Below are 13866 nucleotides of genomic sequence, written 5' to 3' on the forward strand. Positions count from 1 at the left end.
CTGGTCCTGGACGAACTGTCCCGGGGCCAAGTGGAGCGGCTGGATCCTGCCAGTGCCTCCTTCCTGAATTCCAGCGGCCTGGCGAAGGCCTCGCCGATGGGCATGGGGCTGTACCGGATCGAGCCGGTGGGCAAGGTGGGTTCGGTCCGCACGTCCACGGTGCAACTGGATGTGCGGCCCAAGGACCGGCTGGGGCTCAGCCGGCTGCTGTTCCTGCTCAGCTACGCGGGGGAGCAAGGCTTCCGGGCCGAGACCGTTGCCGCGGCCGAGGACAGCGAGCTGTGGAGCGCCCTGGCCGAGTCGCTGGCCCAGCTGGCTGAACGTGCCCTGGGCCGTGGCGTGCTCCAGGGCTACCTCACCGTTGACGAGTCGCTGCGGACGGTCAAGGGGCGGATCAGGATCTCGGATCAGATCTCCCGGCGGCCGGGCATGCTGGTCCCCCTGGAGGTTTCCTATGATGAGTTCACCGAGGACATCGCCGAAAACCGGATCCTGCTCGCGGCGCTTGGACGGATGGGCCAGGTTCCGGGGGTGCGTCCGGAGGTGCTGAGCCGGCTGCGCCAGCTCCAGGGGAAGCTCGACGGCGTCACGCGCCTTGCCGCCGGGGCTCCGCTGCCGCCCTGGAAGCCCACCAGGATGAACCTCCGCTATCATGCGGTGCTCCGCCTGGCGGAACTGATCCTGCGGAACGCCTCGGCGGAGGCCGGCGAGGGCGGGCAGCAGACGGCCTCGTTCGTGGTGGACATGGCCCAGGTGTTCGAGGATTTCGTGGGTACCGCCCTGCGGTCCGCGATGGCCAAATACCCTGGCGAGCTGCGGCTTCGGTACAACGCGCTGCTAAGTGAAGCGGTGCGGGACACCGACAGGTTGCAGGTGCGCCCGGATGCCGTGCATTTGCTGGGCGGCCGGCCCGTGGTGGTGTACAACGCCAAGTACAAGGCCGCGTCCGATTCCGGCGCCTCGCTGACTGCCGACCACTACCAGATGCTGGCCCACTGCACCGCGCTGGCCGTGCCCACCGCCTGGCTGGTCTACGCCGGCTCCGGGGAGATGAAGCTCCGCCGCATCCTCAACACGGACATCGACATCGTGGAGTTTCCGCTGGACCTCTCCCGGCCGCCGTCGGACATCCTCGCGTCCGTCCGGGAGCTGGCACGGCAGTCATGGGGCGAGGTGCTCCGGCAGGCACCCCCGTGATGTGGGGGGATTAGACCGGAAGGCGGAAGGTGAACGTGGTGCCCTTGCCCAGCTCGCTGTCCACCTCGATCGTTCCGCCGTGCGCTTCAACAATCGCCTTGCTGATGGGCAGGCCTAGGCCGACGCCCGGAATGGCGGTGCGGCGGACGCTGCTGGTACGGAAGAACTTTGCGAAAACCTTGGATGCGTCCTCGGCAGTCATGCCCATGCCCGTGTCACTGACGCTGCAGGCCAGGTGTCCGTCCTCCTGGGACAGGCTGACGAGGACGTTCCCGCCGTCGGGGGAGTACTTGATGGCATTGGACACCAGGTTGTCCAGGACCTGCGAAATGCGGGCGCCGTCTACATGGGCTTCCAGCTTGTCAGGGGTGTCGGCTGCCAGCTCAACCCCTGACGCCGATGCTTTGGGCATGGCGGAGGTGACGCTGGTCCGCACCAGCTCGGCCACGTCAACAGTGTGCGCCGTGACGATCAGTTGCCCGTTGCGGCTTGCGAGCAGGTCGGACACCAGGGTCAGGAGGCGCTCGGAGTTCCGGCGGATGATCTCCAGCATCTCCCGGTCGGATTCCTTTTGCTCATCGCCCAGCAGGATCTCCACGTATCCCAGGATGGACGTCAAAGGCGTCCGGAACTCGTGCGAGACGCTGGAGACAAAGTCGTCCTTGGCGGTCAGGGCGTTCACCAGGTCCGTGACGTCGCTGAAGGCGATGACCGAACCGCCGAACTTGCCGTCGGCGTCCTTCATGGCCCGTGCCGTGGTCACGAAGGCGCGCTGGTCCTTGCCCTCACCCAGCCACACGAGGTAGTCGGTGAAGGTTTCGCCCAGCACGGCGCGGCGGACCGGGCGCTCCTCGACGGGGACAAGTGTTTTCCGGTCGGACCCGAAGACCAGGAGCTGGGACTCGTTCGGGTCGGCGATGTCCTGCGGGCTCGCCAGGACATGGTTCCGGCGCTGCTTGCGGTTCATCAGCACGTCGTGCCCGTCGGCGTCCACCGCGAGGACGCCCAGGTGCACAGTATCCAACACGGTATTGAGGAGCGCTTCCTGCCGCTGGCTGGTGCGCAAGTTGGCCTGCAGCTGGGCGTCCTTCTCTTCCAGCTCCCGCTGCTGGCGCATCATGCTCAGGGTCAGCACGCTCACCGAAACCCCGATGCCGAGCATCATCACGGGCAGGAGCAGGGACCGCGTGAGGTCTTGGGCGGTGAAGTTGCCTTTCAGGAGCAGCGGCACCCAGATGATGGCAAGCGGCGCCAGGAAGGAGAGCCACAACGCGGCCCGCGGGTAGAAACCGGAGGCGCACAGCCAAATCACCGGAAACACCGCCAGCAGGCTGATACCGGTCAGGCTCTCCTGGCCGCCCTCCCGTCCCAGGCCGATGGACACGAAATCCAGGAGCGGAAGGACCAGGAAGCTCGTATACGGCAGCCGCTCCCAGGGAACCGCGTAGCACAGGCCCATGATGGCGAGCTGCGAGATGACGAATGCGGCAAACAGCGGGTTTTCCAGCGTGCCCGGGAAGAAGGACCACACCAGGAACACCGTCAGCAGCGTGGTGATGAAAAGCGGCATCTGGCTTAGTGCCACGCGGTGCCGCAGGCTGTACTCGTGGAAGGGACGCCGGAAAAACCACGGCCGCCCCGAGGACCACCCTGCGGGGTTAGTCATGGTGGGGAGACTTTCGCGCGAGGGTGTGCAGGGGCATACCAGCAGGATATCCGCAGCCAGCTATATACTTCTGACGTTGGCTGCTGAGGGGGCACTATGAGTGATGCACGTGTTGGGCTCGTCATCGAGGATGACCACGACATCCGGGAACTGGTCCGCACGGTGCTGACCCAGGCCGGCTTTGACGTAACGGTGGCCAGCAGCGGCGCCGAGGGCGTCCTCATCGCGAAAACCCTGAACCCCGATGTCATCACCCTGGACCTCGGCCTGCCGGATATCGACGGCTTTGAGGTGTCACGGCAGATCCGCGAGTTCTCGGACGCCTACATCGTGATGCTCACGGCACGCACGGAGGAACTGGACACCCTCATCGGGCTGGAGTCCGGCGCGGACGACTACCTCACCAAGCCGTTCCGCCCGCGCGAGCTGCGTGCCCGCATTGCCGCCATGATGCGCCGGCCCCGCTCAGCCGCGGCCTCTACGGACACTGACGCGCTGACCGTCGAGCCGGCGGGTGACGGCTACGGGCATTCCGAGCGGGGAAACTTCAGCCACAACGGCCTGGAGCTGAGCTACGCGTCCCGGACAGTGGTGGTTGATGGCAAGGAAATGAATCTGACCCGCACGGAGTTCGAACTCCTCCATGCCTTGCTGGAGGCCGGCCGGACGGTCCGCACCAAGGCTGACCTTGTGCGCCGGCTGCGGGACGAGGATTACGACGTCGGAAGCTACATCAGCGAGGCTGACGAACGGTCCGTCGAGGTTCACATGGGTAACTTGCGCAAGAAGCTGGGGGATTCGCCGCAGCAGCCCCGCTGGCTGCAGACGGTCCGCGGGGTGGGTTACCGCCTGGCACCCGGGGAGCACTGAGCCTGCAGCCGGTGCGTTGTTTGCCGACTGCAATGCTTGATGGGGCGAAGGAACGCTGCGGCCAACTGGGGGAGGACGACGGCGGCATCGGACTTGCGTGCCTCCGTCCGGATTTCGCCTTCCAGGTCCAAGGCCAGGTTGGCAAGCCGTTCGGCCCCCACCATTTGGCTGGATGTCTTCAGGCTGAGGACAGCGTCCACTGACCCCTCCAGGTCCCCGGTGGTCAGGGCCAGCCGGAGACGGCCGATGCGCTGTGGGAGGCATTCGATGAAGTTTCCCACGAACACCTTGCAGTATCCTTCGTCCTCCTCAAGTTCTTCACGGAGGCGGTCGAGTACGGATTGGTCTACCAGCGGCCGGGGGGCATCATCTGAGGCGCTCACGACGCTCCTTCCAGCTGGGAAACACCACTGACGGGAACGTCGCGGGGTGGTGGGGCCTGTTGTGTCTTCAGGTTAGGTCTGTTGCCAGACGGCGGCATGATTTCGGGGGAGAATTGTGGGTTTCTTGATGAGTGTGCGGCTTTTACCGCCAATACTTAAGCCAGTGAATCCCGCATCCAAACACCGCGGCTGCGGCCGCCCGTCGGCTGGGGATGGGAGGGGTGAATGGAAACCAATCGGGCGACTACGTCCAGGCCTGGCAACGTGCCCACAACGTGGTGGCCGCCGCCGGAGCCAGCAATGTGCAGCGGGTGTGGTCGCCGACCGTTCCCTCGTGGGGATCCACCAATGCGAAGCTAGGTCACGGTACGCCACTGGCCGTTGCGGGGTAGGGCTGGCAATAAGGATTACACTGCTCCGGACTATTGGACGGTGTCCGCCGACCGGGACAACCCGCTCATCCTCCCGGGCCCGGATCAAGAAGGCGAAAGGCAAAGGCTAAAGATTGGCTCAAGATCCGGTGCTGCCTTGGGCGCTCTCCAGGAAGTCCACCAGGTGGGCCTCCAGCGCCGAACCGTCCTTTAGTTCGCACTCCCAGACCGTGAGCACCTCCCACCCGGCGTCTTCGAGCTGGCGGCGCTGGCCGGCGTCGCGATCTTTTGTCTTTGAACGCTTTGCTGCCCAGAATTCCGCGTTTGCCTTGGGAGCGTGCTGGCCTACCCGGCAATCGTGGAAATGCCAGAAGCAGCCGTTGACGAAGATGACCTTGCGGCGGCCGGCGAACACCAGGTCAGGGTTGCCGGGCAGGCGGGCTGCGCCGGACCTGCCGTGCAGGCGGTAGCGGTAGCCCTTTGCATGGAGCAGCTTGCGCACCAGCAGTTCGGGCTTGGTGTTCTTGCCCCGGATGCGGGACATGTTCCAGCTGCGTCGCTCGGGAGTGAGCTTGTCCGCCATTCGTTAAGTCTAGGAGCTCAGGCCCGGGTCAAAGTTCCGGCTGCTCACCCAGCTGGAAGTGCCGTCCGCTGACCGAGACTGGATGGATCTCCACGTAGAAGTCCTTCAGGGTCGGCACCCACGACTTCAGCCCCAGTTCCTCGACGACTGCGAGTTCGGCCGAGTTGCTGAGCACGCGGGCTTTGCCTCGGAGCACTACGGACCAGGCTTCGTCGGACAGTATGCCATCTGCTTCAAACAGCACCGTGTCATTGATGGTCAGCTGGGCCAGTTTGTTGCCCGGCGCTGTCCGCAGGTACACCTTCCGGTCCGAGGTCACGTAGTTCACGGGGAAGATATCCGGGTCCCCAGCCACCGAGACCACCAGCCGGCCGTGTTGGGTGCCCTCCAGGAGGCGCCAGGACTGCTCATCGTCGAGTTCCAGGACCGGGTTTCCGTCTGTGTGTTCAAACATCATGGAGCCATTCTTCTACGTGGAGTAGAAATGCGCCACAGGTTTCCTGGTTGGAGAAGCTCCGGTTCAGGACACCCGGGGACGCTACTACCTCCGGCGCAGGGACGACGGCATTGGCCTGCCCATGTTCGACACCGATGGGACCCGAGCCACGCCAGGCTCCTCTGCCATGTGTCGGCTACCGAGTTCGAACGCCCGGATATGGTCCGCGCGGCAGATGACGCGCCCGACGGCAAGCCGCAATACGTCTCGTCGCACGGCCTGTCCACGGATAAATTCGGGGAGTTGGTACTCCAGCCCAGCGGTAATTGTTCCGTTGTTATCAACAGCTCGTTTTGATGAGGGAAAGCCGGTGCCTCAATGGCACCGGCTTTCCCTATGACTTTTTCCTGGGTTGCAGCCGGTGGTAAAACCGGAGCCAGGTGCCTGTGGATAAGTTTGATCGTGGGATTGTGACGTGGGCTACCCTTAAGTCACTGTCCGGAACACGCCGTCTTGAAACTACTGGGGGAATAGCGGCCCATGGCATTAGTCAACAACGTTGTTACGTCGCGTGGTATCCGGACGGGTGCCATCGGCTTTGTGATTGCTGTTTCTGTTGCGCTGGCGGGATGCAATTCCGGGGAGTCACCCGGACAGGGCGGGACGACGGCTCCCGCGGCAACTGATTTGGCCACCACCAGCGCCTCTCCGACTCCCACGGGGACGCCGAGCGCGGCGTACAGGCCCGCCGACGCGTCCGGCCCGGCGCAGAATGTCCCCGTCCCGGTCCTGCCCGAAGTAGCGAAGACGGAGACAAAGGAAGGCCTCGAGGCGTTCACAAAGTACTGGTTTGAGCTTCTGAGCTACGGTTACGAGACCGGTGATACCGAACCCGTGGCCCTGGTATCCGGACCTGATTGCGTTTTCTGCCAAGGACTTATCGACAATATCCATGCGGCTTGGAGTGACAAAAAATGGATATCGGGAGGGCAAATTCAAACCCCCGCAGTGACGGCAGACGTGCCCACGGGAGGGCCTACTTATGTGACTGTGCAAGTGCTGCAGAAGGAATTGCTAATCCACAATTCGGACGGTAGCAGGTATCAGGAGCCCACGGCAGCCACGAACTCTGGAAGTCGAGCGACTGCTACCTTCGCTGGTACCGGCTGGACTGTCAGTGATCTAAGTCTGATTCGGTAATCATGCGTACAGGTTGCAAGGCGCTAATCGCGATTTCTTGGGCCGTGATTTCGCTATTACTTGCCTCTCAGACTGTTTATGGCTTGGAGGGTCCGCAACCAAATCCACCTATCGGAGCAGGCTTTGTAGACACAGGTGTTCAAGTGGGCGCTGACGACCTCACATCTGATCCCGTGACCGGTACTGTCATTCCCGCTCCAGCTGGTTCTGCAAGCACCGACCCCAACGAGTACAAGTACGAGCTTCAGTGCCACCTTGGTGGGGGAGACTTCGATACTCCCTGCCTGGCCAGACAGCTGGAATGTAAAGATGGTCCCGACGGTGAAGATGGCATCCCTGTGATGTGGCTGTCGCGGCCCCGGGGTGTGCCCGGTGCTGTCTGGGCGCACCACTCCGGCCCAACCTGCCTCTACGACGCGGCGGCGCCCGAGGACCTGCTGCCCCGCATTGCCGCGGAAATCCAACGGGAATTCCAGAACCTGCCGGTCAACGCGGGGACAGTAAGAGCGCAACCCAGCCCGCACACGCTCCGCGGAGCCGAGACAAACTTCTACGCCGAGGCAGTCGAGCAGCAGTTCGACATCTCCATGTTCGGCCAGGCGGTGCATGTGGTGGCGACCCCCGTGCAATACACCTGGAACTACGGCGACGGCACAGTCCTGGGCCCTCAGGCCTCGATGGGAGGCCCGCTGCCGCAGGATCGCTGGGGTGAAAAGACCCGGACCAGCCATGCCTACGGCCAAACCGGTGACTTCCACGTCGTCTTGACCACGTCCTTCCAAGGCACTTACTCCGTCAACGCCGGACCGCCCCTGCCCATCCCCGGCCAGGGACAGTTCAGCGCGCCGCCACAGACCATCAGCGTCTGGCGTTCACTGACCCGCAACTACGCCGACGACTGCAACACCAACCCCCAGGGCCAGGGCTGCCCCGGTGCGGCGGCAGCCCACTAGCAAGAAACGGGTCGGCTGACAGCACAGCCCCGAACCCGGTACCTGCCCGGACGTGATTCCGGTCGCAACCGGAATAGTTGCATGAGCGCCCCAGTTGGCACGAGCAGTACGTCTTCAGCCTTCGAAAGGAACTGCGCATGCTGTTTTCCCCTCTCACCCTCGGCGAGCTTGAACTTCCCAACCGTCTGGTCATGGCGCCATTGACCCGGCTCCGTTCGGGTGAGGAAGGCGTCCCCGGTCCGCTCGTCGTGGAGCATTATCGCCAGCGAGCCTCGCTGGGGCTCATCGTCAGCGAAGGCATTTACCCCAGCCAGGCCGGCCGCTCTTACCCGGGCCAGCCCGGCATTGTCACGGAGGAGCAGGTGGCCGGTTGGAAGAAGGTCACCGACGCCGTGCATGCAGAAGGCGGCCGGATGTTCGCGCAGATCATGCATGGCGGCCGCGTTTCGCACCCGGAGATCACCGGAGGCCACCAGCTTGTCGCGCCGAGCGCAGTCGCCATTGACGGGGAAGTGCGCACACCTTCGGGGAAACAGCCCTACCCCGTCCCGCGCGCCCTCACCACCGACGAGCTGCCCCTGCTGATCCAGGAGATCGTCAGCGCTTCGCTGAACGCGATCGAAGCCGGCTTCGACGGCGTGGAGCTGCATTCTGCCAACGGCTACCTGCTGCATGAGTTCCTGGCCCCCAACTCCAATGTCCGCACCGACAGCTACGGCGGCTCTCCGGAAAACCGTGCCCGCTTCGTCATCGAGACGGTCAACGCTGTGGTGGCATCGCTCGGCGCCAACCGCGTGGGAATCCGGATTTCCCCTGAACATAACGTGCAGGGCATCGCCGAGACCGATGCGGGGGACGTGCGCGCCACGTATGAAGTCCTGGTGGACACCATCGCCCCGCTCAACCTTGCCTACCTGAGCATCCTGCACAACGAACCGGCTGGCGAGCTGGTCCAGGACCTCCGCGCGCGGTTCGGCGGCACCTTCCTGGTCAATACGGGCTTTGGCGTCGTCACCACCCGGGACGAAGCAGTCACCCTTATTGCCGACGGCCATGCGGATGCAGTGGTGGTGGGCCGCCCCGCCATCGCCAACCCTGACCTGGCCCGGCGCTGGAAGGAAGCACTTCCCCTTAACGAGCCGGACCCCTCCACCTTCTACGCTGAAGGCGCTGAGGGCTACACGGACTACCCCGTCTACCAGGGCTAAGCAGCCCGGGAAATACGGCGACGGCGGCACCCGGCTTTGGGTGCCGCCGTCGTTGGCTGCGCGGTGTGCTGTCCCGGCAGCGAAGCGGAAAGCCATCCGACGACTTCCCGCTGACGATTCAAATTGGCCCGCCGGACCCCTCTGGAAACCGGCGGTGATCAGATGCTACTCCATCGAATTTACTTTTACTAGGCCCGGGATGCTCCACTTGGCGGGCAGGTAGCACGGGCTACAAAAGTGCCTCCCGGCCAGTTCCTTCCGTCATCACAAGCCGGCCGTCCTCGATGGAAACGAGCACACTTTTCGGCTTGCCGGATACCTTCGTGATCGCCTTAAGACCCCGGTTTGTCACCTCCACGCCTACTTGCGCGCCTTTCGCCGGCAATTCCACAGAAACCTCGGACGCTATCCCGAGAATCGGGTTGGTGGAAACACCGAGGTCCCGCCGCGCCTGTTTACCGTTCACCGTCACGGTGATGTTGGCTTCCTCGAACCCCTCCTCAAACACAATCAGCAGTTCCCGCATGGCTGTCTCTTCCTCGAGCTTTGGTGCCAGTGACGGCACCTCCACTACAGCACTTTGCGGACGGGATCGGAATACCCTTGCCAGGCATTAAAGTGCCCCGGTTCCGGCCGCTAACCCGGCGGCAGTGGAGCGGCGGAACCAGGTAAGGCAAGATGTTCTGGTGACTCAACTGCCGCACGCACCCTCTTCCGTTACTCCCGCAGCACCAATGGCGGACGACGCCATCTTCGCCCAAATCGCCACTGAGCTGGGCGTCAAGGCATGGCAGGTGAAGGCCGCAGTGGAACTGCTCGACGGCGGATCCACAGTCCCGTTCATCGCCCGGTACCGCAAGGAAGCCACCGGGACGCTGGACGACACCCAGCTCCGCGACTTGGAAGAGCGCCTGCGCTACCTCCGCGAACTCTCGGACCGCCGTCGTACGGTCCTTGAAGCCGTCGAGGCGCAAGGCCAGCTGACCCCTGAACTCAAGAAAGCCATCCTCGCGGCGGACACCAAGTCGCGGCTCGAGGACATCTATCTGCCCTTCAAATCAAAGCGCCGCACCAAGGCGCAGATCGCCCGGGAAGCGGGCCTGGAACCGCTGGCCGATGCCCTCCTCAAGCGGCCGGACCTCAGCCCGGAACACGAAGCCGCAAAGTACCTCAACACCGAGCACGCAATCGGTGACCCGGCCGCCGCGCTCGCCGGCGCGCGCGCCATCCTGGTCGAGCGGGTAGCGCAAGATCCTGACCTCGCAGCCACCCTCCGCGAGCGGCTGTGGACCCAGGGCCGCATGGTGTCGCGGGTAAAGAAAGGCAAGGAAGCGTACGGCCAGAAGTTCGCGGACTATTTCGAGTTCGCGCAGGCGCCTGCCGGCATGCCGTCGCACCGCGTCCTCGCACTGCTGCGCGGTGAGAAGGACGGCGTCCTCGAACTGGATCTTACCGAGGCGGATCCCTCGGACGACGACGCCCTTACCGCCGCCCGCGCCCGTTACGAGTCTGCTGTGGCCAGGTGCCTGGGGGTCGCCGACCGCGGTCGCCCCGCCGACGCGTGGCTGATGCAGACCGCGCAGGTAGCATGGCGGTCCCGGGTCCTGGCACGCCTGACGGCAGACCTTCGCGGCAGGATGTTTGCGGAGGCGGAGGACGAAGCGGTCCGTGTGTTCGCGGCCAACCTGCGTGACGTGCTGCTGGCCGCCCCCGCCGGAAACCGTGCCACCCTTGGCCTTGACCCAGGGCTGCGCACCGGCGTCAAGGTGGCAGTAGTGGATGGCACCGGCAAGGTGGTGGCAACCGACACCGTGTACCCGCACGCACCGGCGCGCAAGTGGGACGAAGCTTTGGCGACGCTGGTGAAGCTGGCGCGTCAGCATTCCGTCGAACTCGTGGCCATCGGCAACGGCACCGCGTCCCGGGAGACAGACAAGCTCGCCGCCGAACTCATCAAGCTGCTGCCGGAGGTGGACCGGAAGCCACAGAAGCTCGTGGTGTCCGAAGCCGGCGCGTCCGTGTACTCGGCGTCCGCGCTCGCAGCCGCCGAGCTGCCCGGGATGGATGTCTCGCTGCGCGGTGCGGTGTCGATCGCCCGGCGGCTGCAGGATCCGCTCGCTGAATTGGTGAAAATTGATCCGAAGTCCATCGGCGTTGGCCAGTATCAGCACGACGTGACAGCGTCCAAACTGGACCGCAGCCTGGATGCCGTAGTGGAGGATTGCGTGAACGCCGTCGGCGTGGACGTGAACACCGCTTCACCCGCGCTCCTCAGCCGGGTTGCCGGCGTCGGGCCCCTGCTGAGCGAAAACATCGTCGCCTACCGGAACGAGCACGGCCCGTTCGCCCGCCGGTCGGACCTGAAGAAGGTGCCCCGTCTGGGTGCCAAGGCGTTTGAGCAGTGTGCCGGCTTCCTGCGGATCATCGGGGGAGCGGAGCCGCTGGATGCCTCCAGCGTCCACCCGGAGGCGTACGCAGTGGCGCGAAAGATCCTGGTTGCAGCTGGGTCTGCGCCCGCTTCCTCATTGGACGCGAAGGACTTCGTGGATGATACGTTCGGCCTGCCCACCGTCACGGACATTCTGGCCGAACTGGACAAGCCGGGCCGGGACCCCCGCCCGGCCTTTGCCGCCGCCACCTTCTCGGAGGGCATTGAAAAGATCTCCGACCTGAAGCCGGGCATGGTGCTGGAGGGGACCGTAACCAACGTTGCGGCCTTTGGTGCCTTCGTGGATGTCGGTGTCCATCAGGACGGCTTGGTCCACGTGTCTGCTCTGGCCAACCGGTTCGTGTCCGATCCGCGGGAGGTTGTAAAGTCCGGCCAGGTGGTCCGCGTGAAGGTTCTGGAGGCGGACCCGGAGCGTAAGCGGATCTCGCTGACGTTGAGGCTCGACGACGACCCCTCCGCAGGCGGAAAGGGCGCCCGGGGTGCCGGTGCAGGCAAGCAGGGTTCGGACAGGGCGGGAGGTGGCAGGCCCGGTCCCGGAAGCTCGGGCGCACGGCAGCAGCCCTCCGAGCGCGGGGGACGGCCTGACTCCGAGCGTGCCCGGCGGCAAGACCCGAAAAAGTCAGGAGGCACGAACAGCGCTGGCGGCGGGCGCGGCTCGGCCCTGAAGCCGGCGCCCGTGAACACGGCGATGGCGGAGGCGCTGCGCAAAGCCGGCCTGGGTAAATAGGGCTGGCCTCGACAAATATCTCTGGAAGCCGCAGGCTGCCCGGTGTTGGTAGGGCACGTCCCTCCCGACGTGCTTCCATAGCCCTTTGCCGCTTAGGCGAGCGACAGCACGAAGGCGAGGACGAACCCGGCCGCCGTGCTGAGGGCTACCGCCGGGCCGCCGTGTTCGTAGGCTTCCGGCATCAGTGTGTCCGCCAGGGACGCGATCACGGCCCCGGCGGCGAAGGCGAGCGGCAGGGAGATCGCTTCGGGATCGGTTCCGCTAAGCGGTCCCGCCCCAATAACCACGGCGACCACCAGCAGGACCGCGCAGGCCAGCCAGAGCCCGATGACGCTGCCGGACGACCGGCCTTGGCTCCGCATGGACGCCGAACCCACCAGGGCTTCGGGCAAGTTGGAGACAAAGATTGCCGCAAGCAGCGCCAGACCGCCTGTTCCTTCGCCTAGGGAGATGCCCAGCGCCAGGTTTTCGGGCACGCCGTCCAGCGTCACTGCCGCGAGGAGCGCCATCCCGGCGGCCCCTTTCGTTGAGGCGGACGTAGCGCGCTTTTCGCTGGCGGCAGCGTCGGTGTCGAGCTTGGCGCTGCCCTCAACCTCGTCAGCTGCTTTGGCCTGCTTCATGTCCCCTGCCTGGGCCCACCGGTCCAACAGTGCGCTGAGGACGGTGAACACGATGGCTCCGACCATCAGGCCGATAGCAGCGCGGATGATTCCGCCGTGTTCGTAGGCATCCTCGAACAGTTCGAAGGTCAAGGCGGTGATTAGTGAGCCGGCGGCGAAGGCCAGCAACATTGCGAGGAGGCGCTTGGGAAGCTGGAACCGGACACCGATAAAGGCACCCAGGATCAGTGCACTGGATGCTATGACGCCGAACCATAGCGACATCAACATGCGGTAAGTATAGGAGCGCGGCGTTGACGTGGGAATACGTTTTTGGCTGCCCTGTGCACGGCAGCCTTTCGGCAGTGAAGGCTTTCTGCAAAGGTGGGTTCATGACCTATTTCCTGGAGTACACCATTCCTGCCGCGTCCGACGATGCCGAGTTTGAATTTCCCCACGATGAGATCAACTCCGGCACCACCGTTCCCTTGACCCAAACTGACGCCGAAGTGGTGCACGCCACCGAACTGCCGGCCCGTACAGGCATCATTGGGGCAACCGCGCCCGAAGCCAAGTTTGAAGCGGAGCAGCTGATCACGCACAGCCGTGCGTCAGAGGCATCCCTTTACTTCGACCCGTCCAACTCCCTGCAGCCCGGAACCGGCACGCTGGTGGCGACCTTCAGCGAAGGGCAGGGCTGGCGCGACGCCTAAGTCCTCGCATCCTCGATAGTTGCCGCGTTACATCGCTACCCAGGCGACTATCCCGCTGGAACCTGCGCGGGGTCGCCGGACCCGCGCGGCTCCTTCTGCCACGGCCAGCGGCCCGTTATTTCAAGTTCCAGCGAGAAACTGAGGAAGGTCCGGATCAGCACGATGACGGCCAGCACGCCCACGCTTTCGAAGGTGGGAGTGACGGCTACAGTCCGAATGATGTCGGCAGCCACCAGCAGTTCCAGGCCAAGCAGAATGGATCTTCCGAGCAGTTGCCGGTACAGCCGGTAAAAGCTTAGTTCCTCGTTGCCTCCGCGAAGCCTCCGCGGTCGGTACCCGCGCAGCGCCAAGGGAATGGACAGCAGGGCGCCGATGACCATCACCGCCACTCCGGCGAAATCGACGAACTCCCCAACCGTCTCAATGATGTGCCGAAAATCCATGGTTTCCCGTTCCGCTCGACGCCGAATCCCTGAGCAGCCAGCCTAAAGGCCGGGCCCGCGCCCTGCCG

General features: G+C 64.5%; 14 protein-coding genes and 1 pseudogene. 8 read left to right on the plus strand and 7 right to left on the minus strand.

Features of this window, described 5'->3' with window-relative positions; genetic code table 11:
- The first annotated feature begins 6 nt into the window (after window positions 1–6).
- Entirely contained in the window at window positions 7–1197 is a 1191-nt protein-coding gene (locus AC5RUU_RS17605) for a 5-methylcytosine restriction system specificity protein McrC (protein WP_493976546.1), read from the plus strand.
- A gap of 10 nt (window positions 1198–1207) precedes the next feature.
- Here AC5RUU_RS17605 and AC5RUU_RS17610 read toward each other — a convergent pair whose 3' ends face one another.
- Entirely contained in the window at window positions 1208–2863 is a 1656-nt protein-coding gene (locus AC5RUU_RS17610; RefSeq protein WP_493976496.1) for a sensor histidine kinase, read from the minus strand.
- 96 nt (window positions 2864–2959) lie between these two features.
- Here AC5RUU_RS17610 and AC5RUU_RS17615 point away from each other — a divergent pair, with 96 nt between their 5' ends.
- Window positions 2960–3733: a response regulator transcription factor gene (locus AC5RUU_RS17615; RefSeq protein WP_493976497.1), complete on the plus strand. Its 774-nt coding sequence runs from the start codon at window positions 2960–2962 to the stop codon at window positions 3731–3733.
- Here the strand turns inward: AC5RUU_RS17615 and AC5RUU_RS17620 are convergent.
- The 3 genes from AC5RUU_RS17620 to AC5RUU_RS17630 form a co-directional block, all read right to left on the minus strand.
- Window positions 3706–4116 (minus strand): Hpt domain-containing protein, encoded by a 411-nt coding sequence (locus AC5RUU_RS17620; RefSeq protein WP_493976498.1) that lies wholly within the window; start codon window positions 4114–4116, stop codon window positions 3706–3708. The two genes, AC5RUU_RS17615 and AC5RUU_RS17620, sit on opposite strands and share 28 nt — an antisense overlap.
- A gap of 510 nt (window positions 4117–4626) precedes the next feature.
- A complete protein-coding gene (locus AC5RUU_RS17625; protein WP_493976499.1) occupies window positions 4627–5070 on the minus strand; it encodes a very short patch repair endonuclease in 444 nt (147 codons plus the stop codon).
- A 28-nt stretch (window positions 5071–5098) separates the two neighbouring features.
- A complete protein-coding gene (locus tag AC5RUU_RS17630; RefSeq protein WP_493976500.1) occupies window positions 5099–5527 on the minus strand; it encodes a pyridoxamine 5'-phosphate oxidase family protein in 429 nt (142 codons plus the stop codon).
- A 70-nt stretch (window positions 5528–5597) separates the two neighbouring features.
- Between AC5RUU_RS17630 and AC5RUU_RS17635 the strand changes: the two are divergent.
- The 4 genes and pseudogenes from AC5RUU_RS17635 to AC5RUU_RS17650 all read left to right on the plus strand — a co-directional run.
- Window positions 5598–5863 (plus strand): annotated as a pseudogene (locus AC5RUU_RS17635) (hypothetical protein); the annotation flags it as partial.
- A 183-nt stretch (window positions 5864–6046) separates the two neighbouring features.
- Window positions 6047–6706 carry a DUF6318 family protein gene (locus AC5RUU_RS17640; RefSeq protein ID WP_493976501.1) on the plus strand — a complete coding sequence of 220 codons (660 nt, stop codon included), beginning with the start codon at window positions 6047–6049 and terminating at the stop codon, window positions 6704–6706.
- Window positions 6707–6849: 143 nt separating this feature from the next.
- The gene (locus AC5RUU_RS17645) at window positions 6850–7659 is read left to right on the plus strand and encodes a hypothetical protein (protein ID WP_493976502.1); all 810 of its coding nucleotides are present in this window, start codon (window positions 6850–6852) and stop codon (window positions 7657–7659) included.
- 137 nt (window positions 7660–7796) lie between these two features.
- A complete protein-coding gene (locus AC5RUU_RS17650; RefSeq protein ID WP_493976503.1) occupies window positions 7797–8867 on the plus strand; it encodes an alkene reductase in 1071 nt (356 codons plus the stop codon).
- Window positions 8868–9096: 229 nt separating this feature from the next.
- On the opposite strand, the gene AC5RUU_RS17655 is transcribed toward AC5RUU_RS17650, so the two are convergent.
- On the minus strand, window positions 9097–9393 hold the full coding sequence (locus tag AC5RUU_RS17655) for a hypothetical protein (RefSeq protein ID WP_493976504.1): 297 nt from the start codon (window positions 9391–9393) through the stop codon (window positions 9097–9099).
- 160 nt (window positions 9394–9553) lie between these two features.
- On the opposite strand from AC5RUU_RS17655, the gene AC5RUU_RS17660 reads away from it, so the two are divergent.
- A complete protein-coding gene (locus AC5RUU_RS17660) occupies window positions 9554–12043 on the plus strand; it encodes a Tex family protein (protein ID WP_493976505.1) in 2490 nt (829 codons plus the stop codon).
- 92 nt (window positions 12044–12135) lie between these two features.
- On the opposite strand, the gene AC5RUU_RS17665 is transcribed toward AC5RUU_RS17660, so the two are convergent.
- Window positions 12136–12933 carry a ZIP family metal transporter gene (locus AC5RUU_RS17665; RefSeq protein WP_493976506.1) on the minus strand — a complete coding sequence of 266 codons (798 nt, stop codon included), beginning with the start codon at window positions 12931–12933 and terminating at the stop codon, window positions 12136–12138.
- A gap of 101 nt (window positions 12934–13034) precedes the next feature.
- Between AC5RUU_RS17665 and AC5RUU_RS17670 the strand changes: the two genes are divergently transcribed.
- Complete coding sequence (locus tag AC5RUU_RS17670) at window positions 13035–13355, plus strand: hypothetical protein (protein ID WP_493976507.1); 321 nt, start codon at window positions 13035–13037, stop codon at window positions 13353–13355.
- Between the two features lie 47 nt (window positions 13356–13402).
- Here the strand turns inward: AC5RUU_RS17670 and AC5RUU_RS17675 are convergent, their stop codons facing one another.
- Window positions 13403–13798, minus strand: coding sequence for a DUF1622 domain-containing protein (locus AC5RUU_RS17675; protein WP_493976508.1), 396 nt, complete (start codon window positions 13796–13798; stop codon window positions 13403–13405).
- Window positions 13799–13866 lie beyond the last annotated feature (68 nt).

Source organism: Arthrobacter sp. K4-10C (genome assembly GCF_059090085.1).

Bases quoted from the DNA above. Each gene is read 5' to 3' on its own strand.
- AC5RUU_RS17610 (WP_493976496.1), bottom strand. From the start codon at position 2,863: ATGACTAACCCCGCAGGGTGGTCCTCGGGGCGGCCGTGGTTTTTCCGG.
- AC5RUU_RS17615 (WP_493976497.1), top strand. From the start codon at position 2,960: ATGAGTGATGCACGTGTTGGGCTCGTCATCGAGGATGACCACGACATC.
- AC5RUU_RS17625 (WP_493976499.1), bottom strand. From the start codon at position 5,070: ATGGCGGACAAGCTCACTCCCGAGCGACGCAGCTGGAACATGTCCCGC.
- AC5RUU_RS17630 (WP_493976500.1), bottom strand. From the start codon at position 5,527: ATGATGTTTGAACACACAGACGGAAACCCGGTCCTGGAACTCGACGAT.
- AC5RUU_RS17640 (WP_493976501.1), top strand. From the start codon at position 6,047: ATGGCATTAGTCAACAACGTTGTTACGTCGCGTGGTATCCGGACGGGT.
- AC5RUU_RS17650 (WP_493976503.1), top strand. From the start codon at position 7,797: ATGCTGTTTTCCCCTCTCACCCTCGGCGAGCTTGAACTTCCCAACCGT.
- AC5RUU_RS17655 (WP_493976504.1), bottom strand. From the start codon at position 9,393: ATGCGGGAACTGCTGATTGTGTTTGAGGAGGGGTTCGAGGAAGCCAAC.
- AC5RUU_RS17665 (WP_493976506.1), bottom strand. From the start codon at position 12,933: ATGTTGATGTCGCTATGGTTCGGCGTCATAGCATCCAGTGCACTGATC.
- AC5RUU_RS17670 (WP_493976507.1), top strand. From the start codon at position 13,035: ATGACCTATTTCCTGGAGTACACCATTCCTGCCGCGTCCGACGATGCC.
- AC5RUU_RS17675 (WP_493976508.1), bottom strand. From the start codon at position 13,798: ATGGATTTTCGGCACATCATTGAGACGGTTGGGGAGTTCGTCGATTTC.